Origin of the sequence: Cupriavidus cauae, from assembly GCF_008632125.1 — a bacterium.
In the GTDB taxonomy this organism is placed as follows: Bacteria; Pseudomonadota; Gammaproteobacteria; order Burkholderiales; family Burkholderiaceae; genus Cupriavidus; species Cupriavidus cauae.
In genome coordinates, this window is the sequence record NZ_VWRN01000002.1 from 36,593 (window position 1) to 48,021 (window position 11,429).

An 11,429-nucleotide genomic window follows, 5' to 3' on the forward strand; every position below is an offset into this window, starting at 1 on the left:
AGTTCGATCCAAAACGATCGATCAGATAGATCAATCAAGCCCAGCCGAGCCACCGACTCCACCCGCTCCGCACCATGCTCGACGCCCTGACCCTCGACCAGTTGCGCACCTTCGCCACCGTCGCGGAGGCCGGCAGTTTCCGCGCTGGAGCGGCAAAGCTCGGCCGTGTGCAATCGGCCGTCAGCCACGCGATCGCCAATCTGGAGGCGCAGTTCGGCGTCGCGCTGTTCGACCGCAGCCGGCGGCGGCCGGTATTGACCGCGGAGGGCCAGGCGCTGCTGGTCAACGCGCGCGACATCCTGCTGCGCGTCGATGCGATGCGGGCGCGTGCCCGCGGCCTCGGCCAGCAACTGGAGCTGGAACTGTCGGTGGTCGTCGATACGCTGTTCCCGCTGGCGCAGATCAGTGCCGCGCTGGAAGCGATGCGCAGCCGCTATCCCTCGGTGGCGATCCGGCTCGCGGTCGAACCGCTCGGCGGGCCGCTGGCCGCCCTGCTGGAGCAGCGCGCCACGCTGGCGGTGATGGTCGGCGAGGGCTTCCGCGATCCGCGCGTCGCTCTGCAGGCGCTGTCCTCGACGGAGGTGGTGGCGGTCGTGTCCGCGCACCACCCGCTGGCGGCGCGGCGGCGCGGCCCGCCGCTTGGCCTCGCCGATCTGGCCGATCACCTGCAGATCGTGCAGTCCGATCCCACCCCGCTGTCCGCCGGCCGCGACTTCGGCGTGCTGTCGCCGCAGACCTGCCGCGTCAACACGCAGGACACCAAATACGCGCTGATCCTGTCCGGCCTTGGCTGGGGCCGGCTGCCGCGCTGGCTGGTCGAACGCGATCTGCGCGAAGGGCGGCTGGTGCGCGTGGCCACCACCTCGCTGGGCCGCGACGCCCGCGTCCTCTACGAAGCGTACCTGGCCCATCGCGTCGACCAGCCGCTCGGACCGGCCGCACAGGCGTTCCGCGAAGCGCTGGGCCGCATCGCCGCGCAAGGCTGACCGGCCAGTTATGTCGTGGAGTGCCGATTGGATTCCAAGATATGTTGCAAACAGGAATCGTTATCAATATGATTGACGGCTTTTTGTAACCGTAGATTACGAGAGAGCCCGGACCCACGCGCCATGAGACAGAAACTGGCCTGTTTGCAACCGTCGCGGCTGACGCCGTCGGCCCTGATCGCCGCGGCCATCGCCGGCGGCGCCCCGCTTTCCACGCTGGCGCAGCAGGCGCCGTCCGACAGCCCGGGCACCGCACCCGCGCATGAGTTGAGCACCGTCGAGGTACGGGTCGACCGCATCAAGAGCGATCTGGTCAATCCGACGCGGCAGGTCACCGTGATCGAGCGCGAGCAGATCGAGGAGCTGAAAACCGGCTCCACCAATCTGGCGACGATGCTCAGCAAGCTGATTCCCGGCATGGCCGATTCGAGCCGCACCGTGACGGACTTCGGCCAGACGCTGCGCGGACGCAGCGCCCTGGTGCTGGTCGACGGCATTCCGCTCAATACCAACCGCGATTCCGCCCGCAATCTCGCCACGATCGATCCGAGCAACATCGAGCGGATCGAGGTGCTGCGCGGCAGCAGCGCGCTCTACGGCGCCGGCGCTAGCGGCGGCATCATCTCGATCACGACCCGCACCGCGGGCGGCCCGCCCAGCGCCGACACCACCGTGACGCTGGGCACGCCGCTGACACGGCTCAGCAAGGAAGGCCTCAGCGCCAACGTGCAGCAGCACTTCTCGGGCAGCCAGGGACCGATCGACTACGCCTTCCACATCGGCGCGCAGCGCATCGGCAGCCCCTACGACGCGCACGGCCATCGCATTGCACCGGAACCGAGCCAGGGCGATCTGTTCGATTCCAACGTCTACAACGTCAGCGGCAAGCTCGGCTGGCGCATCGACGGCCAGCAGCGCGTGCAGCTCAGCCTGAGCCGTTATCACGCCAAGCAGAACACCGACTACGCTTCGGATCCCTCGGTCGGACGCCTGCCTCCGGGCTCGGCGGCGGCGCGCGCGATTCGCGGCCTGCAGCTCGAAAACCAGAACGAGCTGCGCAACACGGTACTGAACCTGGACTACCAGCACCAGGACTTCTTCGGCAGCACGGTGTCGACGCAGTTCTACTATCGCGACTATTTCACGCGCTTTCCCCCGTTCGACGCGCGCGCGGTCGCCACGCGCGGCGGCAACGTCGACCAGATCAGCCAGAACAGCAGCGTATTCGGCGGCCGGCTGACGGTCGGCACGCCGCTGGGCGCCAGCAAGCAGACCAAGCTGCTGTGGGGCGCGGACTACAACCAGGAACGCAGCGACATGCCGCTCGACGTCTTCGACGCCGCGCGCTACGACGCCAGCGGCGGCCTGGTGTTCCAGCGCACCGGCGAGCTGACCTATATGCCGCCGCTGACCACACGCAGCGGCGGTGTGTTCGGCCAACTGCAGCACAAGTTCGACGAGCGCTGGTCGATGGAAGGCGGCGTGCGCTACGAGCGCGCCAGCGCCAGCTTCGACGACTTCGTGCCGCTGTCGCAATCGAAGGTGGCCAACCCGGTCGGCGTCAAGGGCGGCACCGTCGACTACGGCGCGTGGCTGTTCAACCTCGGCGCCGCCTTTGCGCCGGTCAAGGGCCAGGAGTTCTATGGCGCATTCAGCCAGGGCTTCCAGCTGCCGGACATCGGCCTGCAGATCCGCAACGCGCGTCCGGGCTTCGACATCAACTCGTCGAGCCTGGAGCCGGTCAAGACCAACAACTACGAACTGGGCTGGCGCGGCGCGCTGGGCAGCAACACGCTGGCCAACGTGGCGGTGTTCTACACCACCTCGAAGCTCGGGGACGTGCAGAGCTTCAACAACGGGCTGATCCTGACCCGCACCAAGGAGCGCATCTTCGGCGTCGAGGCCGCGGCCGACTATCTGACCGACGACGAGAAGTGGGGTGTCGGCGGTACCTTCACCTGGATGCGCGGCCGCGAGCAGCCGCAAGGCAGCAGCAGCTTCCAGAACATGACCGGCTATCGCATTCCGCCGCTGAAGCTGACCGGCTATCTGCAATACCGGCCGATCAGCCAATGGACGAACCGGCTGCAGGTCAGCTATTACGCCGGGCGCGACTATCGGCTCAATGGCCAGAACAGCTTCGGGCGGCGCGATACCGGCGGCTATACGACGCTCGACCTGATCAGCCGCTACCAGCTGACGCGCAAGGACACCATCACGATCGGCATCGAGAACCTGCTCAATCGCGACTACTACCCCTTGTACAGCCAGCTGCTGCGCAACAGCAGCAATACCAGCCGGCTGCCGGCGGCGGGTATCACGCTGACGGCGATGTATCAGCACCGCTGGTAAGCGACGGCGAGCCGGGACAGGATCGGTCCCCTGCCCGGCTCTGGCCCGCGGCATCGATCGCCGGCATAATTGCAACTGCAACGATACCGGAGAGCATCATGACGACAAACGGGCCAGACCTGTGGTTCTCCTTCGTGCGGGCGCACCGGCTGATCATCCGTGAGGTGGAACGGCGCCTTGCCGACGCCGGGCTGCCCACCTATGCCTGGTACGACGTGCTGTGGGGCCTGGAGAGCGGTCCGGGCGGCACGCGCCGCATGCACGAGCTGGCCGACGCGCTTGTCATCGAGCGCTACAACCTGACCCGTCTGGTCGACCGGCTGGAGAGCGAGGGCCTGGTCACGCGCACTCGCTCGGCCGACGACGGCCGCGCCGCCTTCCTCACGATCACGCGCGAAGGCCGCGCGCTGCGCAAGAAGATGTGGAAGATCTACCAGGCCACGATCGCCGATCTGTTCCTGTCCCAATTCGATCCCACCGACGAGCGGCGCTTCGCCGACGCGCTCGAGCGCGCCGCGCAGGCCGTGCGCGCTGCCGCGGCCGCATCGCGCCCTTCCTGACGCCGCTGCGCCGGTCCCTGGCCCAGGTGGGAACCGGCTGACGACCCACCACCGGGACCAACCCGCCCTCCCACCATCACACTCGCGCACCACGCCGTGACTGTCGCCGGCCCGGCGACGGCACGCGCGCGTCGACCGCTGCCGTGCCAGCACGCCGGTGCCGCCGGCAATCCGCCGACCGCCCTCTCCGATCGCTCCACCGATGGCCGTGCTTGCCGAAGCCGCCTCCATCGTCTACAGTTGCATCTGCAACGATTGCAGATGCAACTGATAGCCATATCGCAGGACATCATCGGAGGAACCACCATGTCATCCGTCATCCCGTCAAGGCTGACCACGCCAGACCTGACCTTCTACACTGCCAACACCCCCAATGGCCAGAAGGTCAGCATCTATCTGCAGGAAGCCGGATTGCCCTACCGGCAGGTGGATGTCGCCCTGGACAAGGGCGAACAGCGCCACCCCGACTATCTCGCGATCAACCCGAACGGCAAGATCCCGGCGCTGGTCGATCACGGCGAAGGCATCACCGTGTTCGAGTCCGGGGCGATCCTCGGCTATCTGTCGAGCCAGTACGGCCCCCTGCATCCGACGCAGCGCCACGAGCAGTGGCAGGTCCAGCAATGGCTGCATTTCCAGGTCGGCGGCATCGGACCGATGCTGGGACAGCTGTGGTGGTTCCTGCATGGCTCGCAGAGCGGAAATCGCGAAGCGATCGAGCGCTACACGAAGGAAGCGCATCGGCTCTATGGGGTGGTGGACCGACGGCTGGCGGAATCGAACTATCTGGCGCTGGACCGTTACACCATTGCCGACATCGCCGCCTTTCCGTGGTTGCGTAGCCATGACGAACTGCGGCTCGACATCGGGCAATACCGGCATGTGGCCCGCTGGCTCGAGCGCATCGCCGAGCGGCCGGCGGTACAACGCGGCCTCGCGGCGTTGCGCCGGCCCGCGGCGGCGACGCAGGATCGGGCGGAGGCGTGAGCGATGGCGTGGACCTTTCTGTTTGCCGCCGCCGCGCTGGAGATCGTGATGGGCGTCGCGCTGAAGTTGAACCAGGGCTGGACACGGCTGCTGCCGAGCGTGGTGGCCGTTGCCGCTGGACTGGCCAGCATCTTCCTGCTGGCCAAGGCGCTGCGCAATCTGCCTGTGGGCACCGCCTATGCGATCTGGACCGGCATCGGCACGCTGGGGCTGGTCGCGATCGGCATCGTCAGCTTCGGCGAGGGCATGCAATGGCAGCGGCTGCTGTTCCTGACGCTGACGGTGGTGGGGATCATCGGGCTGCGGTTCTCCGAGGCGGTGAGCTGACCTGCGGCATAAACCATCGGGAGCCACGATGAAAACCGTGCTTCATGTCAGCGCCAGCCCCAATGGGGAGGCGTCGACCAGCCGCGCCACAGGCGCCGCGTTGATCGAGCGGATGCGGCAGCGGGAAACGCTGCGCGTGGTCGAGCGTGACCTGGCGCGTCGTCCGCCGCCCCTGGTCGATGGCGCATTCGCGCATGCCAGCCTCGCGGCGGAGTTTACCGATGCGGTCAGCGATACGGGCGTGCTTGCCTTCTCGGCATCGCTGATCGCCGAATTGCGGGCCGCGGATCGCATCGTGATCTCCACGCCGATGCACAACTTCACGGTACCCGCCACGCTGAAGGCCTGGATCGATCAGATTCTGCGCCCCGGCCGCACCTTCGCGCGCACGCCGGAAGGCAAGAAGGGAATGCTGCCCGACCGCCCGGTCTATCTGATCGTCGGCAGCGGCGGGCCGCTCGGCGATGACGGCAAGGGGCAGCCGGATTTCCTGACGCCGTATCTGCGTCACGCGCTGGCCACCGCCGGCCTGCACGACCTGTCGGTGTTGCGGCTGGACAATCTGCGGCGCGGACCCGCCTGTCTCGAGCGCGCGCAGGCCCTGGCCGACGCGTGGATCGCGCAGCAGATCGCGGCGCTGTCTCCGCCACCGCGCGGCTCGTCGGCGCCTATCGAGGCGCCAGCGTTGGCACCGCGGCAAGACCGGCTCAACCGCGAAGCACTATGACGTGATCCCCTGCGCGCGCAGTTCCGCTTCCTCGTCGCCGGCGATCCAGCCGAAGATCCTTGCATCGCCCTCGCGCAGCTGGACCAGGTAGTGGACGCTGAACCGCACCACGCGAGGGGCCTCGCCGGGGCGCTCGAAGGTGGAGGCCCACGCCACGCTGGCGACGCCATGCATCGGGTCGATCTGGTGCACCGCCACATGGTCGACGGCCATATCGCGCATGCCCATCGCGCGGTAGTGATCGAAGCCCTTGCCCATCACGCCGCGTAGTTGCTCGTCGTTGGTGCCGGTCATCACGCCGCCGGGCCACGCCGTGATAAAGCTCTCGGCAAAAAATCCGGCGACCGTTTCCAGGTCGGCCTCGCCGCGCAGGCCCTGCACGAAGCACTGCTGGTATCGCTCGAATAGCTGCTCGATGTCTTGCCGCATGGGTCTGCTCCTCGATGGGTGTTTCCCCTCCCCGGTCCCTTCGGACAAGATAGTCAAACATCGATCAATCCGCCTGGCCATCGCAGTCCGCCGGCGTTCATTGCAGCGAGATGTGCACCGTCTGGAATACCTTGCCCCAGCGATCGACCTCTTCGACCAGGTACTGCCGGAACTGCTCGCGCGAGCCGCCGACGACAATGGCCCCCTGCGATACCAGCGTGTCGCGCACGTCGGGCGAGGCCAGCGCCTTGTTGACTTCGGCGTTCAGGCGGTCGAGCACTTCCCTGGGCGTTCCCGCCGGCGCCAGCAGGCCGTTCCACGAATCGGCCTCGAATCCGGGCAGCCCCGCCTCCTCCATCGTCGGCAGCTGCGGCATCTGCGGCATGCGCTTCTTCGATGCCACCGCGATCGCGCGCGGATTGCCGGACTTCAACGTGGGCAACGCCGACATCGACGTCATGAACACCATGTCGACGGTGCCTGCCATCAGGTCCGTCAGCGCGGCCGACGCTCCCTTGTAAGGAACATGCAGCATGTCGATGCCCGCGCGCTGCTTCAGCAGTTCGCCGGCCAGGTGCTGCGATCCGCCGGCGCCGGTCGAGCCGAAGGTCAAGGTCCCCGGCATTTTCTTCGCCAGTGCGATCAGCGAGCGCAGGTCGTGCGCCGGCAGCCTGGTCGATACCGCCAGGACGGCCGGCGCCGTCATCACGTTGGCGATCGGCTCGAAGCTCTTGAGCACATCGAACTTCAGCCCCTTGTAAAGGTACTTGGTCATCGTGATCGGCGCCGCTGCCAGCAGCAGCGTGTAGCCATCCGGGGGCGCCGACGCGACATAGTCGGAGGCGATGTTGGAGCCCGCGCCCACCTTGTTCTCGACGATGACCGGCTGCCCCAGCCCCGCCTGCAGCTTGCCGGCCAGCAAGCGCGCCGTCAGATCGGTGGGACCGCCGGCCTGGTAGCCGACGATGATGCGGATCGGCTTGGTGGGATAGCCGGACGGCGTGGCATGTGCCGCGGTGGCAAAGGAAAGGATCAGCGCACCGGCGGCGAGAGCGCCGGCGACCGGACCGAATGTCTTCATGGATGTCTCCGTCATGGCATCAGGGATGGCGCATTGCCGCATGGCTGCGCTCTGTTCGTCGGCAACGACCGGCTGGTGCCCGCCGTTTTCCGCATGGCAACCGCGACATACCGCACGTGTCCGGTCGCACCATCGCCATGGTGTGTGAACCGCTCGCCCCTGAGAACTTCCGATTCGGCCCGCTGCCATGAGAAAAACTCAATACAGCGCCACTGGTCCCGCACCGCCCTGGCATTCCTGTATGTCATACCTGCACGATCAATTGGAAGTTGCCATCCGCACCGCCCTGCGCGAGCATCGGCGCCAGCCTGCCAACGTGAACGGACCCCATGACCATCATCGAGACCTTTTCCGCCTTCGCCCAGCAGCCCGGCCCCGGCGCGCGCTCCAGCGAAGTGATCTACCACGCCAAGCGTGCGGTGATCGACTGGTATGCGGCATTACTGCCGGGCGCGGTCGTCGCGCCTTGCACGCTGCTGGAGCGCGCCTGCGCCGACGATCTCGATCGCGGCGATGCCCGCCTGGCCCTGGGGCGCCCGGCCACCGCGCGAACCGCGGCGCTGATCAACGGCACCGCCGCGCATACGGTGGAGGTCGACGACATCTACAAGCACGCGATCTACCATCCGGGCGCGCCCACGATCGCGGCCGCGCTTGCCGCCGCCCAGCAACGCCGGGCAAGCGGCGCGGCATTCCTGCACGCGGTGGTGATCGGCTACGAGATCTCGACGCGGATCGGCGCGGCGCTTGGCCGCACGCATTACCGTTACTGGCACAACACCGGCACCGTCGGCACCTTTGGCGCCGCCGCGGCCGCCGCTGCCCTGTTCCAGCTCGATGCCGCGCGCTTTGCGCATTCGCTTGCCACCAGCGCCACCTTCGCCGCGGGCCTGCAGCAGGCGTTTCGCATGGACTCGATGTCCAAGCCGCTGCATTCGGGCCGGGCCGCCGAGGCGGGACTGTTGGCCGCGATGGCGGCCGAGGCCGGGGTCACCGGTTCGCTCGACGTGATCGACGGCGAAGCGGGCCTGGGACGCGCGATGAGCGACGGGCCGGATTGGCAGGCGGCCGCCGCAACACTGGGCCGCGATTTCCATATCACGCAGATCACCTTCAAGAACCACGCGTGCTGCGGCCATACCTTCGCCGCGATCGACGGCGCCCAGGCCTTGCAGCGCGCGCATGGGTTCTCCGTCGACGATATCGCCGCGGTGCGGATCGGCACCTATCGCCCGGCCCTCGATGTTGCCGGCAACCCCGACCCGCGCACCGCGGCCGAGGCCCGCTTCAGCGTGCCGTTTGTCGTGGCCTCCGCGCTGATCCATGGCAGCGTGCGGCTGGCCGCGTTCTCCGCGGAACGGCTGGCCGATCCGGCGATCCGCGCCCTGATGTCGCGCATCGAACTGTCGGTCGACGGCGAGCTCGATGCCGCCTTCCCGGGACAACGCGCGGCGCGCGTCACGGTACGCCTGCGCGATGGGCGCGAACTGACCCATCTGCAGCCGAACCGCAAGGGCGATCCCGAAGAGCCGCTGAGCGATGCCGACCTCGACGACAAGTTCGTCGAGCTGGTGGAGCCGGTGCTGGGCCCGGCCCGAACGCGCACGCTGCTGCGGCAGCTGTGGGCGCTCGACAGCGCGGTCTCGTTGCCCTGAGGGGATGGTGCGTCCGATGGCATAGATATAATGAAAAGTCATTGCTCGGACGCGACAACATGGCTCGGCGTATTCCCCCCTTGAACCCGCTGCGGGTCTTCGAAGTCGTGGCACGCAGTCAGAACCTGACCGTTGCCGCGCAGGAACTGCACGTTTCCCAGTCGGCGGTCAGCCGGCAGATCGCGGTACTCGAGGGCTACCTGGGCGTCGAGCTGTTTCGGCGAGAACGCCACGGCGTCTCGCTGACGCGCGTCGGCCAGGCCTATGCCGAGGAGGTCGTCCCGGCCTTCGATGCCATTGCCACCGCGACGGCGCGGCTGCTGAAGAACACCTCGCAGGGCGCACTGCGCGTGCGCACCTACACGACCTTCGCGGCGAAATGGCTGATCCCGCGGCTGCCGGACTTCCAGGCCCAGTATCCCAGCGTTGAAGTGCGCATCGACAACGCGATTCCCGATGTCGACTTCGATCGCGATCCCGCCGATCTTGCCATCCAGTTCGGCGACGGCCGCTGGCCCCGGGTCAGCGCCGACTTCCTGTTCCACGACGAGATCGAACCGGTCTGCACGCCCGAATACCTGCGCACGCATCGCGGCGGCAGCCGGGGCAAGCCCGAAGCGCTGCTGCGCCACCGCCTGCTGGTGTCGCACTATCGCCGCAACGACTGGGATGATTGGCTGGCGTTCGCGGGCCTGACCGAGATGGCCGAGCGCACCGAACGCATGAGCTTCGGCAGTTCGGTGCTGACCTGGCAGGCCGCCCTCGATGGGCTTGGCATCGCGATCGGACAGGCGGCCATGCTGCAGGCCGAGCTGGCCTCCGGCCGCCTGATCCGGCCATTCGCGCGGCCGCTGGTGCGCAGCAAGTCCTACTATCTGGTCCGGCCGGCCGTGCAGCGCGAGTCCCGCAAGGTGACGGCATTCCGGGACTGGCTGCTCGACACCGTGGCGCGCGAACAGCGTGCGGCGAAATGAAGGACGCGCGTCGCGCGCCGCGCATCGCCCGACGCGGCCGCACGCGGCTCCAGGTATGACGATAAGTTCTACCTGCCCTCCAAACACGAAGTTCACAACCGTCTCGGGATAGCGGAAGCTGATGCCTGGCTTCCGCCCCATCCCGAGACATCGACATGAACTTTGAACTCAGCGAAGAGCATCAGGCATTTGCGGAATCGGTGCGCCGGTTCGCCCAGGACAAGCTCGCGCCCGGCGCGCTGCAGCGCGCGCATTCCGCCCAGTACCCGTGGGACGCGGCACGCATGCTGGCCGAGCAGGGATTGCTCGGCATCGCCTTCCCCGAAGAGGACGGCGGCCAGGGCGGCACGCTGATGCACGCGGTCATCGCGATCCAGGAAATCGCGCTGGTCTGCCCGAAGAGCGCGGACATCGTGCAGGCCGGCAATTTCGGGCCGATCCGCACCTTCGTCGAATACGCGACGCCCGAACAGAAGGCGCGCTTCCTGCCCGATCTGCTCGCCGGCCGCAAACTGATCGCGCTCGGCATGACCGAGCCGGAGGCCGGCTCCGCCGTCACCGAGCTGCGCACCACGGCGCGCCGCGACGGCGACCACTACGTGATCGACGGCAGCAAGATCTTCTCCACGCACAGCCCCGAGGCCGAGCTGTTCCTGATCTACGTACGCTTCGGCCCCGGCGTCAACGGCATCGGTTCGGTGCTGGTGGAACGCGGCGCGCCGGGCTTCCAGGTCGGCGAGCCGTCGAAATTCATGAGCGGCGAGGAATGGTGCCAGCTCTATTTCGAGGACTGCCGCATTCCCGCTGACAACCTGCTGCTTGGCGAAGGCGGCTTCAAGCGCCAGATCGCCGGCTTCAACGTCGAGCGGCTGGGCAACTCGTCGCGCGCCCTCGCGCTCGGCCGCCACTGCTTCAACGTCGCGCGCGAACATGCGATGGTGCGCAAGCAGTTCGGTCGCGAATTGTGCGAATTCCAGGGGATTCAATGGAAGTTCGCGGAGATGGCTTTGAAGCTCGAATCCGCCCAGCTGCTGCTCTATCGCGCGGCCATGGAGGGCGAGCACGGCCTGCCGTCGGCGCATAGCACGGCAATGGCCAAGCTGGCCTGCAACCAGGCAGGCTGGGACGTCGCCAACGAGGCGCTGCAGATCATGGGCGGCATGGGCTACAGCCAGGAATCGATCGTCGAATATTGCCTGCGCCGCATCCGCGGATGGATGATCGCCGGCGGCTCGATCGAGATGCTGAAAAATCGCATCGCCGAGGGCGTGTTCGGCCGATCGTTCCCGCAGCGCTCGCCCAGGCCGGCCACAAACTGAGCAGGCCAGCCGACCGCTCCGACTTTCCTCAT

11 protein-coding genes are annotated in these 11,429 nt (G+C 67.4%); 9 read left to right on the forward strand and 2 right to left on the reverse strand.

The genetic code is table 11. The features are described from left to right. Positions 1-74 precede the first annotated feature (74 nt). From F1599_RS00175 to F1599_RS00200, 6 genes are all read left to right on the forward strand, one after another. Positions 75-986: a LysR family transcriptional regulator gene (locus F1599_RS00175; protein ID WP_150081516.1), complete on the forward strand. Its 912-nt coding sequence runs from the start codon at positions 75-77 to the stop codon at positions 984-986. A gap of 123 nt (positions 987-1,109) precedes the next feature. Next, positions 1,110-3,338 (forward strand): TonB-dependent receptor, encoded by a 2,229-nt coding sequence (locus F1599_RS00180; protein WP_150081519.1) that lies wholly within the window; start codon positions 1,110-1,112, stop codon positions 3,336-3,338. A 98-nt stretch (positions 3,339-3,436) separates the two neighbouring features. Beyond that, the gene (locus tag F1599_RS00185) at positions 3,437-3,898 is read left to right on the forward strand and encodes a MarR family winged helix-turn-helix transcriptional regulator (protein ID WP_149318984.1); all 462 of its coding nucleotides are present in this window, start codon (positions 3,437-3,439) and stop codon (positions 3,896-3,898) included. A 306-nt stretch (positions 3,899-4,204) separates the two neighbouring features. Continuing rightward, positions 4,205-4,885 (forward strand): glutathione S-transferase family protein, encoded by a 681-nt coding sequence (locus tag F1599_RS00190; RefSeq protein ID WP_053821696.1) that lies wholly within the window; start codon positions 4,205-4,207, stop codon positions 4,883-4,885. Positions 4,886-4,888: 3 nt separating this feature from the next. Then, positions 4,889-5,212: a DMT family transporter gene (locus tag F1599_RS00195; protein WP_149318986.1), complete on the forward strand. Its 324-nt coding sequence runs from the start codon at positions 4,889-4,891 to the stop codon at positions 5,210-5,212. Between the two features lie 28 nt (positions 5,213-5,240). After that, positions 5,241-5,939 carry an FMN-dependent NADH-azoreductase gene (locus F1599_RS00200; protein WP_149318987.1) on the forward strand — a complete coding sequence of 233 codons (699 nt, stop codon included), beginning with the start codon at positions 5,241-5,243 and terminating at the stop codon, positions 5,937-5,939. Here the strand turns inward: F1599_RS00200 and F1599_RS00205 are convergent. Further along, the gene (locus F1599_RS00205; RefSeq protein WP_150081522.1) at positions 5,934-6,368 is read right to left on the reverse strand and encodes a DUF6841 family protein; all 435 of its coding nucleotides are present in this window, start codon (positions 6,366-6,368) and stop codon (positions 5,934-5,936) included. The two genes, F1599_RS00200 and F1599_RS00205, sit on opposite strands and share 6 nt — an antisense overlap. 97 nt (positions 6,369-6,465) lie before the next feature. Further along, complete coding sequence (locus F1599_RS00210) at positions 6,466-7,449, reverse strand: tripartite tricarboxylate transporter substrate binding protein (RefSeq protein ID WP_223819400.1); 984 nt, start codon at positions 7,447-7,449, stop codon at positions 6,466-6,468. A gap of 329 nt (positions 7,450-7,778) precedes the next feature. Here F1599_RS00210 and F1599_RS00215 point away from each other — a divergent pair, with 329 nt between their 5' ends. The 3 genes from F1599_RS00215 to F1599_RS00225 all read left to right on the forward strand — a co-directional run bounded on the left by F1599_RS00215 (position 7,779) and on the right by F1599_RS00225 (position 11,397). Next, entirely contained in the window at positions 7,779-9,104 is a 1,326-nt protein-coding gene (locus F1599_RS00215; protein WP_150081528.1) for an MmgE/PrpD family protein, read from the forward strand. 59 nt (positions 9,105-9,163) lie between these two features. After that, entirely contained in the window at positions 9,164-10,078 is a 915-nt protein-coding gene (gcvA, locus tag F1599_RS00220) for a transcriptional regulator GcvA (protein ID WP_149318991.1), read from the forward strand. Positions 10,079-10,233: 155 nt separating this feature from the next. Next, on the forward strand, positions 10,234-11,397 hold the full coding sequence (locus tag F1599_RS00225; RefSeq protein ID WP_150081531.1) for an acyl-CoA dehydrogenase family protein: 1,164 nt from the start codon (positions 10,234-10,236) through the stop codon (positions 11,395-11,397). Positions 11,398-11,429 lie beyond the last annotated feature (32 nt).

Coding starts and splice junctions, on each gene's coding strand:
- F1599_RS00175 (WP_150081516.1), top strand. CDS start 75: ATGCTCGACGCCCTGACCCTCGACCAGTTGCGCACCTTCGCCACCGTC.
- F1599_RS00180 (WP_150081519.1), top strand. CDS start 1,110: ATGAGACAGAAACTGGCCTGTTTGCAACCGTCGCGGCTGACGCCGTCG.
- F1599_RS00185 (WP_149318984.1), top strand. CDS start 3,437: ATGACGACAAACGGGCCAGACCTGTGGTTCTCCTTCGTGCGGGCGCAC.
- F1599_RS00190 (WP_053821696.1), top strand. CDS start 4,205: ATGTCATCCGTCATCCCGTCAAGGCTGACCACGCCAGACCTGACCTTC.
- F1599_RS00195 (WP_149318986.1), top strand. CDS start 4,889: ATGGCGTGGACCTTTCTGTTTGCCGCCGCCGCGCTGGAGATCGTGATG.
- F1599_RS00200 (WP_149318987.1), top strand. CDS start 5,241: ATGAAAACCGTGCTTCATGTCAGCGCCAGCCCCAATGGGGAGGCGTCG.
- F1599_RS00205 (WP_150081522.1), bottom strand. CDS start 6,368: ATGCGGCAAGACATCGAGCAGCTATTCGAGCGATACCAGCAGTGCTTC.
- F1599_RS00210 (WP_223819400.1), bottom strand. CDS start 7,449: ATGAAGACATTCGGTCCGGTCGCCGGCGCTCTCGCCGCCGGTGCGCTG.
- F1599_RS00215 (WP_150081528.1), top strand. CDS start 7,779: ATGACCATCATCGAGACCTTTTCCGCCTTCGCCCAGCAGCCCGGCCCC.
- gcvA (WP_149318991.1), top strand. CDS start 9,164: ATGGCTCGGCGTATTCCCCCCTTGAACCCGCTGCGGGTCTTCGAAGTC.
- F1599_RS00225 (WP_150081531.1), top strand. CDS start 10,234: ATGAACTTTGAACTCAGCGAAGAGCATCAGGCATTTGCGGAATCGGTG.